This window comes from Streptomyces sp. NPDC049577, assembly GCF_040675635.1.
Lineage (GTDB): Bacteria > Actinomycetota > Actinomycetes > Streptomycetales > Streptomycetaceae > Streptomyces.
In genome coordinates this window covers 20,409-34,497 of record NZ_JBFAPH010000026.1, presented here as the reverse complement: position 1 = coordinate 34,497, position 14,089 = coordinate 20,409, and the positions used below count along the sequence as shown (strand labels likewise).

Sequence of the window (14,089 nt, the reverse complement as noted above, 5' to 3'; positions counted from 1 at the left end):
CCGCGAGCCCACCCCGGAGGAGCTGGCCAAGGAGCTCGACATGACCCCCGAGAAGGTCATCGAGGTCCAGAAGTACGGCCGTGAGCCGATCTCCCTGCACACCCCGCTGGGCGAGGACGGCGACAGCGAGTTCGGTGACCTCATCGAGGACTCCGAGGCGGTCGTGCCGGCCGACGCGGTCAGCTTCACGCTCCTGCAGGAGCAGCTGCACTCCGTCCTGGACACGCTCAGCGAGCGCGAGGCTGGCGTGGTCTCCATGCGCTTCGGCCTCACCGATGGTCAGCCGAAGACGCTCGACGAGATCGGCAAGGTCTACGGCGTGACGCGTGAGCGCATCCGTCAGATCGAGTCGAAGACCATGTCCAAGCTGCGCCACCCGTCGCGTTCCCAGGTCCTGCGGGACTACCTGGACTGAGAGGCAACCCCAGAAGCGCCCCTGACCATTGCATTTACCGGTCAGGGGCGCTTCACTTTCTGAGCACAGCGCGACTAGCCCAGATATCGCGCCGTCTCGCCTCGGGGGGCCCGTGGAAACGGAAGACCTACTCAGCCTGCTCGACTCATGGACACTGCACCTCAGGGCTGAACGCAAGAGCAGCCAGACGATCAAGACCTACGGTGACGGAGTTCGCCGCTTCGCTAAGTGGTGCGCCGATAACTCCGTGCAGCCGTGCCTCGACAAGAAGACGGTCAACGCATTCATAGTCGGCCTGCTGGAGGCGGGCGCTGAACCGTCGACAGCCCGGTCTCGCCATCTGTCGCTCCGCCGCTTCTCGGCGTGGCTCGCTGCCGAGGGCGAGATAGACGAAGATCAAATCTCTGGCCTGAAGCCGCCGAAACTCGATAGCAAGATTGTTCCTGAGCTATCCGAGGACGAGCTCAAGGACCTCATCAAGGCATGCCAGGGCAAGGAGCTGTGGCACCGCCGGGACGAAGCGATTGTCCGCCTCATGATCGAAACGGGGGCGCGGGCCGGCGAGGTCGTCGCCATGGAGACGGAGGACGTCGACCTGAGAGCGGGCAGCGTCATCATCCGGCGCGGCAAGGGCGGTAAGGGGCGCCAGATCCCGATAGGCCCCCAGACTAGCCGCGCCATCGACCGGTACCTGCGGCTGCGCCGCACGCATCGGCTTGCAGGAAGCGCTGCTCTATGGCTCGGAGATCGCGGGAAGGGGTTCGGCTACTACGGGCTGTACTGCGCACTGACCTACCGTGCCGAGAAGGCCGGCATCAAAGACTTTCACCCGCACATCCTCAGACACACGGCCGCCGGCCGCTGGCTGGAGAAGGGCGGTTCAGAGACCGGTCTGATGGCCGTTGCCGGCTGGACTCGGCGGGACATGATTGACCGCTACACCCGTGCCTCGTCCGAGAAACGAGCCGCGGATGAAGCCCGACGCCTGAATCTGGGGGACCTCTGACGCACAGAAGCCGCCCCCGGGTATCCGGGGGCGGTTCTGGGGCCACGTCCCGCCATCTGGGCGGAAAGGGGCGCACCTCGCGTGAAGCGCCCGTCGTAGCCCCGCCCAAGGGCCCCGAGGTGGGGCAGGCGCTCCGGCGGAACACCACGCCCTCAATGGTTCAATGTTAAGTGACTTAGCATTGAATTAGTCGCTCAAGTGACATGTGCTGTTCAACACATGAGTGAGCGGCCGTCCGCGGCTCCGGAGGCGGACCCTGGGCGATCCGGCGCCGGGCGGGCACCACCTTCCATCTCCTCGACCGTCAGCCACCGCCGAGCGCGTCGGCACGCCGAGCAGGCGCGGAGGGCCCGTGTCATGCCTTCGGGGTGGAGGATGGCGACGACCGCCGGGGGATCTTCCGGAGAGCACGCCCCACAGCAGAGGCACGACTGCCTCATCGTGCATCGCCTCTGAGGAGCGCGAGGACCATGTCCGCACTGGCCAGCTGGTCCGAGGCCTCGGGGCACAGCAGCAGCCAGAAAGCGCCGGGACCGCTGCGTCGGCCGGGAGGCGGAGCGTGCAGGAAGGGCTGGTGGGCGTCGGCGCCAATGGCCGTCGCTTCGTCCGCGCTCCACTTCCTGGCGGTGCCGGGGCGGACGAGTACCTGGTAGGTGTCCTGGCGCCGGGAGACCACCACGCCGCAGGTGATGCCGGCCCGCCGAAAGGTGCCCTCGATCGCCCATCCGTCCCGCGGCGCCTTGATGGTGGCCTCGATCAGCTGACTGGGCAGGACGATGAGATCGAAGGTGCGTCCTACGGTGATCGCGGCCGACTGGCCGAGGGCCCATCGCTCGTGGGCGCGGGCGGGCTCGGACTCGTTGCGGGTGAGCCAGGAGACCGCCGGCGAGCCCTCGGTGAGGTACCGGCCGGGCGTCCAGCCGGTCACCGGCGGGGCGCCGCCGAAGATGCTCACGCCGCGGCGCTGGGGGCGGGGGTGGATGTGGATGGCGGCGTGGTCGTCTCGGGGGGTGACCGAGCCGCTGCCTTCGGGGTCGTCTGGGCGGTCGTGCTCGTGGAGGCTCACCGAGCGGCCCCCTCTTCCGTGAGAGGGGCGGCGAGTTGGTCGGCGTTGAGTTGGCCGAGGGGAGGGGTGTCCTTCATCGGTGTCTCCGGGGGGAAAGGGTTCACGTGCGGGTGGCGGGCGCCAGGTGGCATTTGCATGTGCAGGGCAGGCGTTCGGTGGAGGTGGGGCGCGGAGTCGCCACGACGAGGCGGATCGGTGTGGAGCCGGGGCATGCGGCGTGCTGACCTGTACGGCACTCCTCTCTGATGTGGGGGATGGGCGGCTGGCTGTTGGGTGCGGAGGGGTCTCCGGGCGGGCCGGGCCTCGGTCGGGCTCTGCCGCGTTCGGCGTCGCGCGGGTGTTGCTGGACGAGGCGGGATTTGCGAGGCACGGTGCACGTCCTTCGAGCGCGTGCGCCAACGTCTCGCTGGCGCGCCCACAGCTTCTGTGGGGGGAGGAGGCCCGACCGGGCCTTTCTTGTGCACCACCACCGTTCCAATTCGCGCCGCATGCGTCACGGGCAGCGGCGCCCAAGATTCATGGACAGCCTGGCGAGCGACTGACCTGCACAGACGCGTCCTTGTGGACGCGAATTTGGACGGCCGTCGAATATGTCCTGCCTGAAAGCGGGCATTTGGTGGCGGGGCGGCGGCTACCGTTGTGGCCATTCACCACGTCACAGGGACGCCCATGCCTCCTCGCTCTACCGCCGGGAGCAAGCCTGAGCGCGACCGGCTGCGCCAAGAGATGACGGCCCTCGGATGCCCCCGGGCCGAGATCGCATCGGAGATGCGTGCTCGTTTCTCCTTTAGGCCCCGAGAGGCATGGCGGCATGCCCGCGGATGGACCTTGCAGGAGACCGCGGACCACATCAACGAGGCAGGTGCCCGCCGCAGTGAAGCGCTCGCTGCGGACGCCAGCTTGGTGGGCAAGTGGGAGAAGTGGCCGGGTCCCTCAGGGCGGCGCCCCACGCTGGCCGTCCTCGCCGTTCTCAGCGAGATCTACGAGTGCAGCATCGAGCAGCTGCTGGACCTCGACGACCGACGGGCGATGCCCGACACGGAGCGCCTAGTCCTCGCCCAGGCGGCGGGCCCAGTAGCGGAAGGTGATGACCCTCAGCCAGCGCCCGCGAGGCGTCGGGAACCGGTGGGCGCCGAATTGCTGCACGTCGCCGCTGAGGAGTCGGCGACCTGGGCGGCATGGGCCGAGGCCACCAACGTAGGCGACATCGCCATTGAGCAGCTCATGGCGGACACCCGTGCTCTCTCCGAGGACTACCTGGCCGGAGACCCGGCACACGTCTTCACCCAGACGCGCCGACTCCGCGACCGCACCTTCACTCTCCTTGAGGGGCGGCAGTATCCCCGGCAAGCCAGTGACCTCTACGTGGTGGCCGGCTACCTGTGCACCTTGCTCGCTTGGATGTCCAGCGACCTTGGTCAACTTCGCGATGCCGAGACCCACGGCCGCACCGCGTGGCTGTGCGCCGAACTGGCCGGCCATCGTGAGCTGAGCGCCTGGGTGCTCTCCACCCGGTCCAAAATCGCCTTCTGGGACGGCCGGCTCCGCGACGCCATCACCCACGCCCGACGCGGCAGCGCATGCCGCCCACGGGGCACCGTGGCCGTGCTCCTGGCCTCCCAAGAGGCCGACGCATGGTCGGAACTGGGGGCGATGGACGAAGCCCGGGCCGCGCTGGCCCGCGCCACCGACGCCCGCGACCAACTCGCAGCGGCCCAAGACGAGATCGGCGGCCTGTTCTCCTGCCCGGAAGTACGCAGAGCCAACTACGCCGCCGCAGTCCTCACCCGGGCCGGTGATGCCCAAAGCGCCCTCGCGGAAGCCGACCACGCCCTGCGAAGCCAGCCTGCCCACTCCTACGGCACCGCAGCCCAGATCCATATCGCGCGCGCCTCCGCGTTCCTCCTCCTCGACTCGCCCGATGGCGCCGCAGAAGCAGTCGCCCCCGTGGTGGCCCTGCCGCCGGAGCAGCGTCTGGAACCGGTCATGCGCCGCATGCGCGACCTGGCGACTGCCATCGCGCGGTCGCGATGGTCCGCAGCGCGGCCGGCCGCGCGCCTCCAGGAGGAGATCGATGCGTGGTGCCTGACAACGGCACCACGTCTCCTCGCCCTCTCGCCAGGCAGCAGCTCCGGCTGATTGGATGGCTGGCCATGAGCACTCACCAAGGGGCTATGGCCAACCACTGGTGGTGGAGGCCCGGTTGGCGCGAAGGGCGGCGGTTCTACACCTGGCACTTCACCTTCCAGGACGCTGCGGAAGTGCACCGGATCGCCGAGGCATACCGTCAAAGTCTCGCCGACGTGCCAGGGCTCGATCTGGTGCCGGATCAGTGGCTGCACCTGACAATGCAGGGCCTGGGGTTCGTGGACGAGGTACCGGAGAAGGATGTCCGAGCCATCGTGGAGGCCGCGGCTGCACGTCTGCGCGCGGTGCCGGCCTTCGAGCTGGCGCTGCACCGGCCAGAGACCACGCCCGAGGCGATCCGGTGGGAAGCTTCACCGAGCCGGCCCCCGGCCGATGTCCGGACGGCGATTCGAGCTGCCATCGCGGAGGTGTGGGCGGAAGTTCCCGAGCCGGCTGACGGCTTCGCCCCGCACGTCTCCATCGCGTATAGCAACGCTGAGGGCCCTGCGAGGTTGGTGTCCGACGCGCTCGCTCGGGTCGACGCCAAGCCGGCTCGGGCTCAGATCGACAGTGTCGAACTGATCGTGCTGAACCGCGATCACCGTATGTATGAGTGGGAGCGCTTCGCCAGCGTGCCGCTCGGCTGACAACTCGCACCGCCGGTGAGCCTTGGGCTGAGGCCGTAGGAGCGCGGGTGACGGCGCCTTGCTGGCTAGAATCGTTAGCGTGTCCGACGCCTTGAATATCCCAAATGAGCTCTTTGGGCTGGAACGCGCCGCCGAAGAAGAGCGGGCCAAGCTCGTCGGTCTTGACGGCGAAGAGCGAGAGGCACAGTGGCGGGCATGGAGGGACTCCGCAGTCGTCGTTCAGGCGGCCATCACCGAGCACGCCGCCGCCGCTGGCATCAGCCGGTATGAGGTCGAGAAGGTCGTGAAGCAGGCGGTCCGGCACCCGGAGCCCGGAACGGAGTAGCTCCGCATGCCGGTGCCTCTCGCCGCCCGCAGGGTGGTGGTGTGGCAGCAGGCCCACGCGTCGTCGTCTACCCGCCGGACGACTCCGGCGGCGGCCGAGTGCGCGCCGACGGCGGGCCGGGTGTGGTCCACTGCCTTTCGGGCCCACGAACAGGCCCGGGCCGGCAACGAGGAGGTCGCATGAGCGCCGGCCCCACGTCGACCGTGGCAGCTATCGCTGCCCTCCGACAACAGGCAGAGCAGAAAGTCGCGGCTGTCGAGAAGGCCATCGGTCAGCTGCGGCGCGAACGCGGCCGCCTTACTGTCCGGGCCATCGCCGAGCGAGCGGGCGTCCCCCCACGTTCCTCTACAAGAACATCTCCGCCCGCACCCTGGTGAAGAAAGAGTGGAGCTTGCGTAGGTTGACGGGTTGACGCACCCTGGGTCATATGAATGACCGCCTTGATGGCCTACTCGTGGCGGGCTTCCAGGACGCCCTCGCGGGAATGCAGGACCTCGTCAAGTCCGTCCCCGTCCGTGAGGCATACGACATGGGCTACCAAGCCGCCCATGCGGCCCTCGCGCCGATCGCCTGGGCGAAGGCAATTGGTGATCGACTCGACACTACTCAGACGCAAGACTTGCTGGGAGTCTCACGGCAGGCCCTGGCCAAACGTGTTGCATCCGGAAGTCTCCTCAGACTTCCAGGGAAGACGACCAGCTACTATCCCCGCTGGCAGTTCGACACCGCCGCTCAGGAGGTTCGACCACTGGTCCAGAGGATCTTGAAGATCTTCGCCGAGCACGGTGAACGCGACCCCTACATGATCGCCACGTGGATGATGACGCCCAACGGTGATCTCAGTCAGGCGAAGCCTGCCGAATGGTTGGAAAATGGGAAGGAGGAAGATCCCCTTCTGCGGGCAGTTCACGCAGTCGCAGAGAGGTGGGGTGGACCGAATGACTCCTCCTCCCCCGAAGAGCCCGGAAGAACTTGCGAAGATCAGGAATCACTTTCCACGGCTTGCCATCTGGCCTAAGCAGACCCTTTACCGAGCCCACAAGGCCATTCTCGGGCCGCTGTACTACTGCACGAACGGACTTTGCCGCTTCGACCCGCCCCTGCAGGGCCAGCTGCCCGACTACGGAACGTGTTGTACGGCTTACTGGGATGCAGTCGCTGTCTTGGAACACCTAGGGCAGGACATCCTGAGTCAAGAATGGATGGAGCAGCGCAGAGTTTCGCCGGTCAAAGTCAAGTCCGTTCATACCGTCGCTGATGTGCTCGCGTCGGCGGTCGGAACCTGGCACATAGGGGGCGACCTCTCGGCCGGCAAGGACCGGAGCCTGACTCAAGAATGGGGCGCCACGTTCTACGGGGTGGGACTCCACGGCGTCCGTCACAAGTCTGCTCAGGACGCGAGGCTGGAGGAGAAGTGCGTCGCCTTCTTCGGGCGCCCAGGAGAGCATGATGATCTCCTTGAGAGTGGTGATCCCCAGCCGCTAGGGTCCGCTCTCGCCCGAGTCCTTGCGCAACGGTTCGGCGTTCACGCCTTCCCACAGGCTCCGCTTGCTTGAGCGCTCAGCTCGACGGCAGGGCCCTCGAGCGCCTAATGCGGCAGTCGGAAAGTTGCGCGATGTGGCCGAGTTCCTCCGCCGCGCTGGCCTGGAGGAAGGTCTCTTCGCGATCGACGATCCCCGGCTGATCGAGTGGCGCGGCGGCGGCCCAGCGGAATGGGGTCCCGGGGAGTAAGCGTCTCCCGCCGATAGAATCGAACGCGTGAACGACCTGCCGCCGGACCTCCCCCGCCTCCGCACCCTGGAGACCTGGCTGGCGCACACCCTCGACCGCGTCCGCGCCCGCATCGCCGACCTCGAACGCCAGACCGCCAATACGCCCCCGCCGCCGCCCCACGTACCCGACTGGGTGCTCAGCGGCGGCCGCGCCGGCCAAGATCCTGCCCTCCATGTCGGCGGCTGCGGCATGGCCGGGAAGAGCCCCCGGCCGCTCACCCGCGACCAGGCGCTCCAAGCCCTGACCGACGGCTCGGTACCGGCCTGCCCGATCTGCCGACCGGACACCGAACTCGGCCTGCTGTAAAACGCTGACCTCACGACCGCTTTGAACGTCGGCGCACGGCCTGGAAGGGGAGTACGTTGCTGCCTCTCTCCCGTCGGATCGCCGCCGTCGCCGGCGCCCCGTTCGCCCCCGGACACGTGCCCTTCCACCAGCCGCTGCCTCGCCGCAGCACGGCTCCGTGGCGAGCAAGGGAACCGTCCTTGTAGACGGCCACGCTCTTGCCGCACGTGGGGCACTCCGTCCGTGGCTTGACTCTCTCGGCCTTGGCCGCGCTGCTGGGCTGGGTGGCGTGCCAAGGGGCGTCGAGGTAGTGCTTGACCGGGAGCCAGTCGGGATACTCGCCGGCTTCGACGCGGCGGACGATCTGGTTGCAGCGGTCGCAGACAAGCCCGCGGACGGCCCAATCGCCGAGGGCGTGGTCGTGGTCGATATTGAGCGGCCGGCCGGGTCGGGGCCGCGTTTTGCAGAGCATGCAGTGGCCGTCGGCGCGGCCGAGGAGGTCGTCGTACTCGTTGCAGGTGAGGGCATAGCCGGTGTGGTAGCAGCTTGTATGCCTCCGTGTCACCGGGCGACGGTATCGGCTGCGGCCGGGTAGCGGGCCTGAACGTGAAGAAGCCCCGCCGTCCCGGAGGACGGCGGGGCTTTGCGGGACGGTCGCGGCATATTGTGCGCCAGTCGAGGTTCAGTGGGCGAGGGTCTGGTAGACGCTCACGAGGAGGCCAATCACGGCCACCACCGCGGCGAGGGACGGCAGAGGCCACCGTGCGCGCTCCAGGGCGGCGATCCGCCGTTCCAGCTCCGCAATGTCCGACTCAACCGCCGACGTCCGCTGGAGCGATACATCCAGGCGCCCGTTGAGGGTGGCGAAGCCGGTGTCGACCGCGCCCCGGAGGCGCTCCAGCTCAACGGCGACCGTGGCCTGATCCGGCATGGTCACCTACGCACCACCGTCTCCGTGATCCCCGGGCCCGGCGTGCCGCCGGAGGTGGCGACTGCGGTCAGCAGAGCGAGGACGGCGGCGAGGCCGGCGGCCGAGAGCGCGCCGGGCCAGTCGGCATCGAGGACGCCGGTGGCGCCGGCGCCAAGGACGCCGAGGAGGGCCTGGGCGAAGGTGCGGATCATGCGCTCGAAGGTCGCGAGCCAGAAGGCGGCGGTCGTCATAGTGATCACTTCCAGTACAGGCCGCGGGCGGCGGCGCTGGTGATGGTGGCGGGGGTGGTGTCGGTGGTGGCCGGGCCGTAGGTGACTTCGAAGCGGACGGACTCGCCGGGGGAGATGCTGCCGCTGTGGGGGAAGTCGACGTAGCTCTTGCCGACGGTGGTGATGCGCTCGATCAGCGGGCCGTCCCAGCGGCTGCCGTCGGGCCGGTGGTGGTAGAAGCGGCCCTGGAGCGTGGCGCCGGGCGGCGAGGTCACCGTGAGGTAGACGGTGGCGGTGTAGGACTGTGCGGCGGGGATGAGGTCGGTGCGTCCGATGGTGAGGGTGGTCCAGGTGTCGACCGGCAGCGAGGTGGCCTTGTTGTTGTACTCGCCGAGGGTGTGGGGCACATCGTCCTCCTGGGGCGCGGGGGTGGGGAGCGGAGGCTGGAAGGACAAGGCCCAGGTGCGCAGCTCGGCGCGGCTGCCGAGGCGGCAGTAGTCCCGGTCCACGCCGTCGTCGCTGTACTGGTGGAAGAGCCAGTCGGCCTGGATGCCCGGTCGGCCAGCGGGAAGGCCAGCGGTGGCGATCCACAGAAAGTCGCCGTAGAACGACGTGATATCGACATTGCGCCAGTAGTCCAGGTTCGCGTACATGCCGACCGGGTTGTGCGGGAGTTGCTGCTTCACGTACCGCAGCCAGGACTCCTTGTACGCGGCCTGGTCAGCGCGCGGGACGTTCTGGTTGGCCGGGTCGTAGCCCTCCCAGTCCAGGACGATGAGGTCTCCGGTGGCCCAGTTGACCTGCGAGAGGAAGTAGTCCGCCTCGTCCTTGGGGTCGTTGGCCATGTGGGGGTAGTGGTAGCCGCCCCACACCAGGCCGGCGGCCTTGGCGTGGTCGCGCTGACTCGTCCACTTCGGATTGACGTAGCCGAGCCCTTCCGTGATCTTGACGAACGCGAAGTCCAGTCCGGTCGTGTCGGGCTGTGCCGACTGGTAGGAGGCCCAGTCCTCGCCGTAGATGCCCATGTCACAGCCCCTTCTCGGTGAGCCACGTGCGCATGGCGGAGGCGAGCGCGCGGTCGACGCTGGCGGGCGTCGGCGTGGGGTCGGGCGCCGGGCTGGTGAGTGGGACGAAGACGGTCGCGTCGCCGTGCTCGTCGAGGAGCCGGCCGAGGTCATCAAAGGAGAACGAGAAACACCCACCGGCACCCCAGCCGGTGCCCCAGGAGTTGCGGGCGAGGACGGTCTGCTGCTCGGCGTCGATGCCGTAGAGCAGGAACTCGTGGCCGCCGCGCACTTCCCCGGAGATCGCGACTCGCCCGGTGGCGTCCGGGGTGTCGAATCCTTCGTACCAGTTCACCCCGACGATCAACGGCGTCGCCGTGAGCGCGCGGAGCGTCGCCTCCAGCCCGAAGGCGTGCTGGTAGCCCGCGATCAGCCCCGCCTTCTGCGCGGCCTTCGCGACGGCCAGACCGGTGGAGCCGGTGTCGGTGGGCGGGTACTGGCCGTGGATGGCGTCCAGGTGGGTCGCCGTGGCGTACAGCGCGATCGCCTGCCCCTCGTCCGTGGCGGCGTCGCCGACCGGCCGGCCGGGCACCGTCGCGGGTATCGCGGCGTACAGCGGCTCCGAACCGACGAGCGCCTCGGCGGCGTTGCCGGTGCACGAGCCGAGACGGCCCTGGTCGAGGACGGGGATGCGGACCGTGTGCTCGACCGAGGCGTAGACGGCGGGGAGCAGGTCCTCGGAGAGCGCGTAGGCGCGGGAGCGGGGATCGTGCTCGACGTGCCGGCCGAGGCGGCCGCCGGCCGGGCTGGGGTGTTCGTCGAGGTAGCGGAGCAACGGGGGCCTCCGGGCAAGGCGAAGGCCCCGGGCGGCGTGCTCCGGGGCCTGAGGGGCAGGGTGGGTTAGCGGCTGAGCCAGTACACGCGCAGGCTCGGTGCGAAGTCCTGGTTGTAGGCGGCCAGCGCGCCGCCGGAGGACTGTGCGCCCTGGACTTCGACGTAGTCGGTGGTCCCATTCATGACGACGATCGCCGTCACGCATTGCCCGCACAACACTGCGTTGGCGGCGTCGGCGCCGACCGCGGCCCCGGGGACGACGCCGCCGTTCAGCGTGATGCGGCAGCGGCGGTAGCCGGTCGCCGAGCCGTTCCAGCCGGCGGTGCCGACGACGAGGTAGGTGCCGGGGACGGTCGCGGTGTACCGGCTCGTGTTGGTGACGGTGGAGTGGCCGCCGTCGGAGTCGACGACTTCCGTGTCCAGAGTGAAAGAGGTGAAGGTCGCATTCGCGATGCTCTGGGCGGTGGTCTGGTACCCGGAGAAGACCGGCGGGCCGAGGGTGAAGTCCCCGAGCGCCTTCACATTTGCGTTCCACAGGGCAGAGGTCTGGTAGTTGCCGGGGGTCTCGCTCGCCATGACGGGCACGGTGCGGGCCATGGTCTCCTCCTCGGGGTGATCAGTAGGCGAAGGCCACGGAGTCGAAGGCGCTGACGGTGTCCCAGGTGGCCGGGTCGGTGATGCCGGCCGGGAGCGGCTCGCAGATCACATCGCCGGCCGTGTGGGCCTTGGTGGTGGCTGCGGTGAGAGTGAGAGTGGCCTGGGTCCAGCCCGGCGACGTGGCGCCGACGGCGGAGACGGTGACAGTTTCCTGATTCGCGGCGCCCTGGCCGAGGACGATCTGCTGTCCAGGGGCGAGCTGCGCGGCGAGGGGGTTGGTGGTGTCCTGCGAGGCGTTGACGGTGATCGAGGAGACCCCGGCGGCCGTGCTGGTCTTGAGGGTGGTGTGCCAGGCGGCGAAGAGGCCGTAGGGGGTCAGATCCGCCGGTGAGCACTGGAGAGTCCAAAAGGCCTCTCCTTGATCGTCCATGCCGGTTTGGATCTGCTCGACGAAGCAGTCCACGGTGATCGCCGGTACGCCGGGCGGGCGCCGGACGACGCGCACTCGCATGCCGAGCTCCAGGTTCAGGCACACCGGCCACAGGGCCGGGTAGGCCGAGGGGTGCAGACGGAGGGCGGCGACGCGCGTTGCCGGGTTCTTGTAGCGGCTCAGCAGGTAGTTGGCGGCGTCCTGGCACTCCAGGGCGGAGTTGGAGTTGATGGTGCGGGTGAGGGTCCGGGGGAAGAAGTTGGTGATGCTGGTGGCGTCTTGGGCGTAGAAGAGCTGGTTGGTAGGGGCTTGGGTGACCGTGACCTGGTTGGACAGGTGGGTGCTGTCGAAGTCGAGCTGGCAGTCCTGGTAGGGCAGTTCGCCCGCAGCGGTGTTCTCCCCGAAGACGTACACCGGTGTGGTGGCGTTGTAGCGGGCGCTGCGGGCGAGGAAGGTGACGTGGCCAGCGCGGTCGACGAAGTGCTGGCCGTTTTCGGTGTCGACGACGGCCTGGAGGGCGGAGACGGCGTCCTGGTCGTCGATCGCGGCCGGGCCCATGGAGGTGGTCAGCCCGGCCTGGATGCTGGAGACTCCGGTGTACCCGGCGTAGCGCAGGATCCGGGCGTAGCGGGCGCTGGTGGACTCCCCGGCGCACGCGCTCTTCCAGGCGCTGTAGAGGTTGGCGCAGTCGGTGCTGCTGAGCGCGGTGGGGAACTCAGCGACGAAAGACAGGTCGCCCTTGTACTGCCACGCCGACCCGTTGCCGGTGGTGGGGTCGATCCAGCCGCCGACGCTGTCGCTGACCAGGCCCGTGGGCTCGATGGTCGGGTCGACGGGGTACCAGAAGGTGGCGCCGCCGTCGAGGCTGATGATCAGCTGTGCGGTGGTGTGGTTGTAGGAGGCGATCACCAGGTGCCAGTTGGCGTCCGTCACCGGGGTCAAGGAGGGCTGGAAGACGGTCACGTTGTTGGTCGGCCCGCTCATCACCATCTGAAGAAGGCCGCTGGGGGTGATCTTCCAGTACAGGCTGGAGCCGCCGCCGGCGTGCAGATCGAAGCACGACCAGATCACCGCCATGCTCGACGGCGTCGGCCCGGTGTAGCGGAAGGCGAACATTCGCGACCATGTGCCGCCTGGGTTCGCCGGGCCCTTGATGCCCAGGCCGGTGAGGTTGATGAAGGAGGCCTCGGAGATGAGGTTGGTCCCCGGGTCGGGGTTGTTGATGGTGACGACGGTGCCGCTGCTGCCGGTGTAGGTGCCCGTGGGGCTCGCGGCTGTGATCTGGTTGCCGGAGGTCAAGGACCCTGCGCCGGCCTTGGACACGCCGATCTGCGCGGCCGGATACGTGCCGGTGGCATCGGCGAAGCTCGTGGCGCCCTGGGGGTCGTCCAGCTTGAACAGGAACCGCGGTGCGTGGGAGTTGATCTCTTCGGTGAGTGGGTCGGACAGCTTGACCTGCGACAGCAGGGAGAAGGCGTCGACACACACCGGTTCGACCTGGCTGTAGGTGCCGCCCATCGTCCAGCGTGGCGCCCAGCGCTCGACGAAGCCGTTGAAGAGCGGATACCAGGTGCCAGGCGCCGTCCAGGCGGTCGCGGTCGATCCCTTCTCCAGCTGCCACCCGTCGGCCTGCACATTGCACGTCGCCGCGGCGGTCGCCGCGACCGCGACGCCCAGGTCGATCCCGGCCGCGTTGGCCGGGGCGGTCGCCGTGATGGTGATCAGCGTCCACGAGGCGGTCGGCGAGCCGGTCAGGGTGACGTTGGAGCCGTAGACGAAGGAGGCCGGCCCCGTCAGCACGCCGGCCTGATACCAGGCCATAAGGGGTTTGACCTGCAACGATGTGGAAGGGGTGACGTTTCGTACCCGCATCTGCATGGTGTAGGTCTGCCCGGGGATGACGCCGTACTGGAGCGTGTGCGCGATCCGGGTCGGTGCCGTCGTGCCGGAGGGCACGGAGAACTGGAAGACGCGAGCGCCCTGCCACGCAGTGGCGTCCGTGACGATCTGCCCGGTCCCCGACGGGTCCGTGTTGGTGAAGACGTCGGGGCCGGCAGCGGTCGCGGCGTCCATGGGCCCCAGCGGGAAACCGCCCTGATCGCCGCCGGTGGCCGTCACCTCGGTCAGAAGGTTCTGGGTCGGCGGCCACTGCGCGCGCTTGCGGTAGGGCTGGTACGGCATGATGTGCCCGAACCACGGCCCCGTGGCGTTGAGCGGGTCCAGGGCGCCGTCGGTGTTGGACAAGGTCACCTGGTACTCGGCCGTGCGCACCTGGTCGAGCTCGTACTGCCGGCCGCGCTGCACGGAGGTGGAGCCCTTGGTGCGGTCGGTGACCTCCACGTACCGGTCGATGGGCACCGTGCCGCCGTTGCAGTTCCAGTACGGCGCCCAGTCCTCCGCGATCAAAGGCCAGTTCGGATTGACCGCCATCACCATCTCC

Annotated in this window: 16 protein-coding genes; 8 read left to right on the top strand and 8 right to left on the bottom strand. The window is 68.6% G+C overall.

The annotated features are described in order from the left end of the window. Together AB0K09_RS05880 and AB0K09_RS05875 are read left to right on the top strand one after the other, a co-directional pair. On the top strand, positions 1-415 hold a 415-nt coding region (locus AB0K09_RS05880), incomplete at its 5' end, for a sigma-70 family RNA polymerase sigma factor (RefSeq protein ID WP_250750499.1). 112 nt (positions 416-527) lie between these two features. After that, on the top strand, positions 528-1,421 hold the full coding sequence (locus tag AB0K09_RS05875) for a tyrosine-type recombinase/integrase (protein WP_366064040.1): 894 nt from the start codon (positions 528-530) through the stop codon (positions 1,419-1,421). A gap of 436 nt (positions 1,422-1,857) precedes the next feature. Here AB0K09_RS05875 and AB0K09_RS05870 read toward each other — a convergent pair whose 3' ends face one another. Continuing rightward, positions 1,858-2,487 carry a hypothetical protein gene (locus AB0K09_RS05870; RefSeq protein ID WP_366064039.1) on the bottom strand — a complete coding sequence of 210 codons (630 nt, stop codon included), beginning with the start codon at positions 2,485-2,487 and terminating at the stop codon, positions 1,858-1,860. An 828-nt stretch (positions 2,488-3,315) separates the two neighbouring features. Between AB0K09_RS05870 and AB0K09_RS05865 the strand changes: the two genes are divergently transcribed. The 6 genes from AB0K09_RS05865 to AB0K09_RS05840 all read left to right on the top strand — a co-directional run bounded on the left by AB0K09_RS05865 (position 3,316) and on the right by AB0K09_RS05840 (position 7,665). Then, positions 3,316-4,626, top strand: coding sequence for an XRE family transcriptional regulator (locus tag AB0K09_RS05865; protein WP_366064038.1), 1,311 nt, complete (start codon positions 3,316-3,318; stop codon positions 4,624-4,626). Positions 4,627-4,661: 35 nt separating this feature from the next. After that, positions 4,662-5,261 carry a 2'-5' RNA ligase family protein gene (locus AB0K09_RS05860; protein ID WP_366064037.1) on the top strand — a complete coding sequence of 200 codons (600 nt, stop codon included), beginning with the start codon at positions 4,662-4,664 and terminating at the stop codon, positions 5,259-5,261. A 79-nt stretch (positions 5,262-5,340) separates the two neighbouring features. Further along, the gene (locus tag AB0K09_RS05855) at positions 5,341-5,586 is read left to right on the top strand and encodes a hypothetical protein (RefSeq protein ID WP_366064035.1); all 246 of its coding nucleotides are present in this window, start codon (positions 5,341-5,343) and stop codon (positions 5,584-5,586) included. A 6-nt stretch (positions 5,587-5,592) separates the two neighbouring features. Then, on the top strand, positions 5,593-5,769 hold the full coding sequence (locus AB0K09_RS05850) for a hypothetical protein (RefSeq protein WP_366064034.1): 177 nt from the start codon (positions 5,593-5,595) through the stop codon (positions 5,767-5,769). Between the two features lie 244 nt (positions 5,770-6,013). Then, the gene (locus tag AB0K09_RS05845) at positions 6,014-6,604 is read left to right on the top strand and encodes a hypothetical protein (RefSeq protein ID WP_366064033.1); all 591 of its coding nucleotides are present in this window, start codon (positions 6,014-6,016) and stop codon (positions 6,602-6,604) included. Positions 6,605-7,344: 740 nt separating this feature from the next. After that, on the top strand, positions 7,345-7,665 hold the full coding sequence (locus tag AB0K09_RS05840; protein WP_366064032.1) for a DUF6233 domain-containing protein: 321 nt from the start codon (positions 7,345-7,347) through the stop codon (positions 7,663-7,665). Between the two features lie 10 nt (positions 7,666-7,675). On the opposite strand, the gene AB0K09_RS05835 is transcribed toward AB0K09_RS05840, so the two are convergent. The 7 genes from AB0K09_RS05835 to AB0K09_RS05805 all read right to left on the bottom strand — a co-directional run bounded on the left by AB0K09_RS05835 (position 7,676) and on the right by AB0K09_RS05805 (position 14,079). After that, positions 7,676-8,209: an endonuclease domain-containing protein gene (locus tag AB0K09_RS05835; protein ID WP_366064031.1), complete on the bottom strand. Its 534-nt coding sequence runs from the start codon at positions 8,207-8,209 to the stop codon at positions 7,676-7,678. Between the two features lie 117 nt (positions 8,210-8,326). Continuing rightward, on the bottom strand, positions 8,327-8,575 hold the full coding sequence (locus AB0K09_RS05830) for a hypothetical protein (protein WP_366064041.1): 249 nt from the start codon (positions 8,573-8,575) through the stop codon (positions 8,327-8,329). 2 nt (positions 8,576-8,577) lie between these two features. Then, on the bottom strand, positions 8,578-8,805 hold the full coding sequence (locus AB0K09_RS05825; RefSeq protein ID WP_366064030.1) for a holin: 228 nt from the start codon (positions 8,803-8,805) through the stop codon (positions 8,578-8,580). A 5-nt stretch (positions 8,806-8,810) separates the two neighbouring features. Beyond that, positions 8,811-9,809, bottom strand: a complete 999-nt coding sequence (locus AB0K09_RS05820) for a glycoside hydrolase family 25 protein (protein ID WP_366064029.1) — start codon at positions 9,807-9,809, stop codon at positions 8,811-8,813. A gap of 1 nt (position 9,810) precedes the next feature. Next, complete coding sequence (locus AB0K09_RS05815) at positions 9,811-10,623, bottom strand: hypothetical protein (RefSeq protein WP_366064028.1); 813 nt, start codon at positions 10,621-10,623, stop codon at positions 9,811-9,813. A 65-nt stretch (positions 10,624-10,688) separates the two neighbouring features. Continuing rightward, positions 10,689-11,219: a hypothetical protein gene (locus tag AB0K09_RS05810; RefSeq protein WP_366064027.1), complete on the bottom strand. Its 531-nt coding sequence runs from the start codon at positions 11,217-11,219 to the stop codon at positions 10,689-10,691. Positions 11,220-11,238: 19 nt separating this feature from the next. Continuing rightward, positions 11,239-14,079: a hypothetical protein gene (locus AB0K09_RS05805; RefSeq protein ID WP_366064026.1), complete on the bottom strand. Its 2,841-nt coding sequence runs from the start codon at positions 14,077-14,079 to the stop codon at positions 11,239-11,241. Positions 14,080-14,089: the final 10 nt, after the last annotated feature.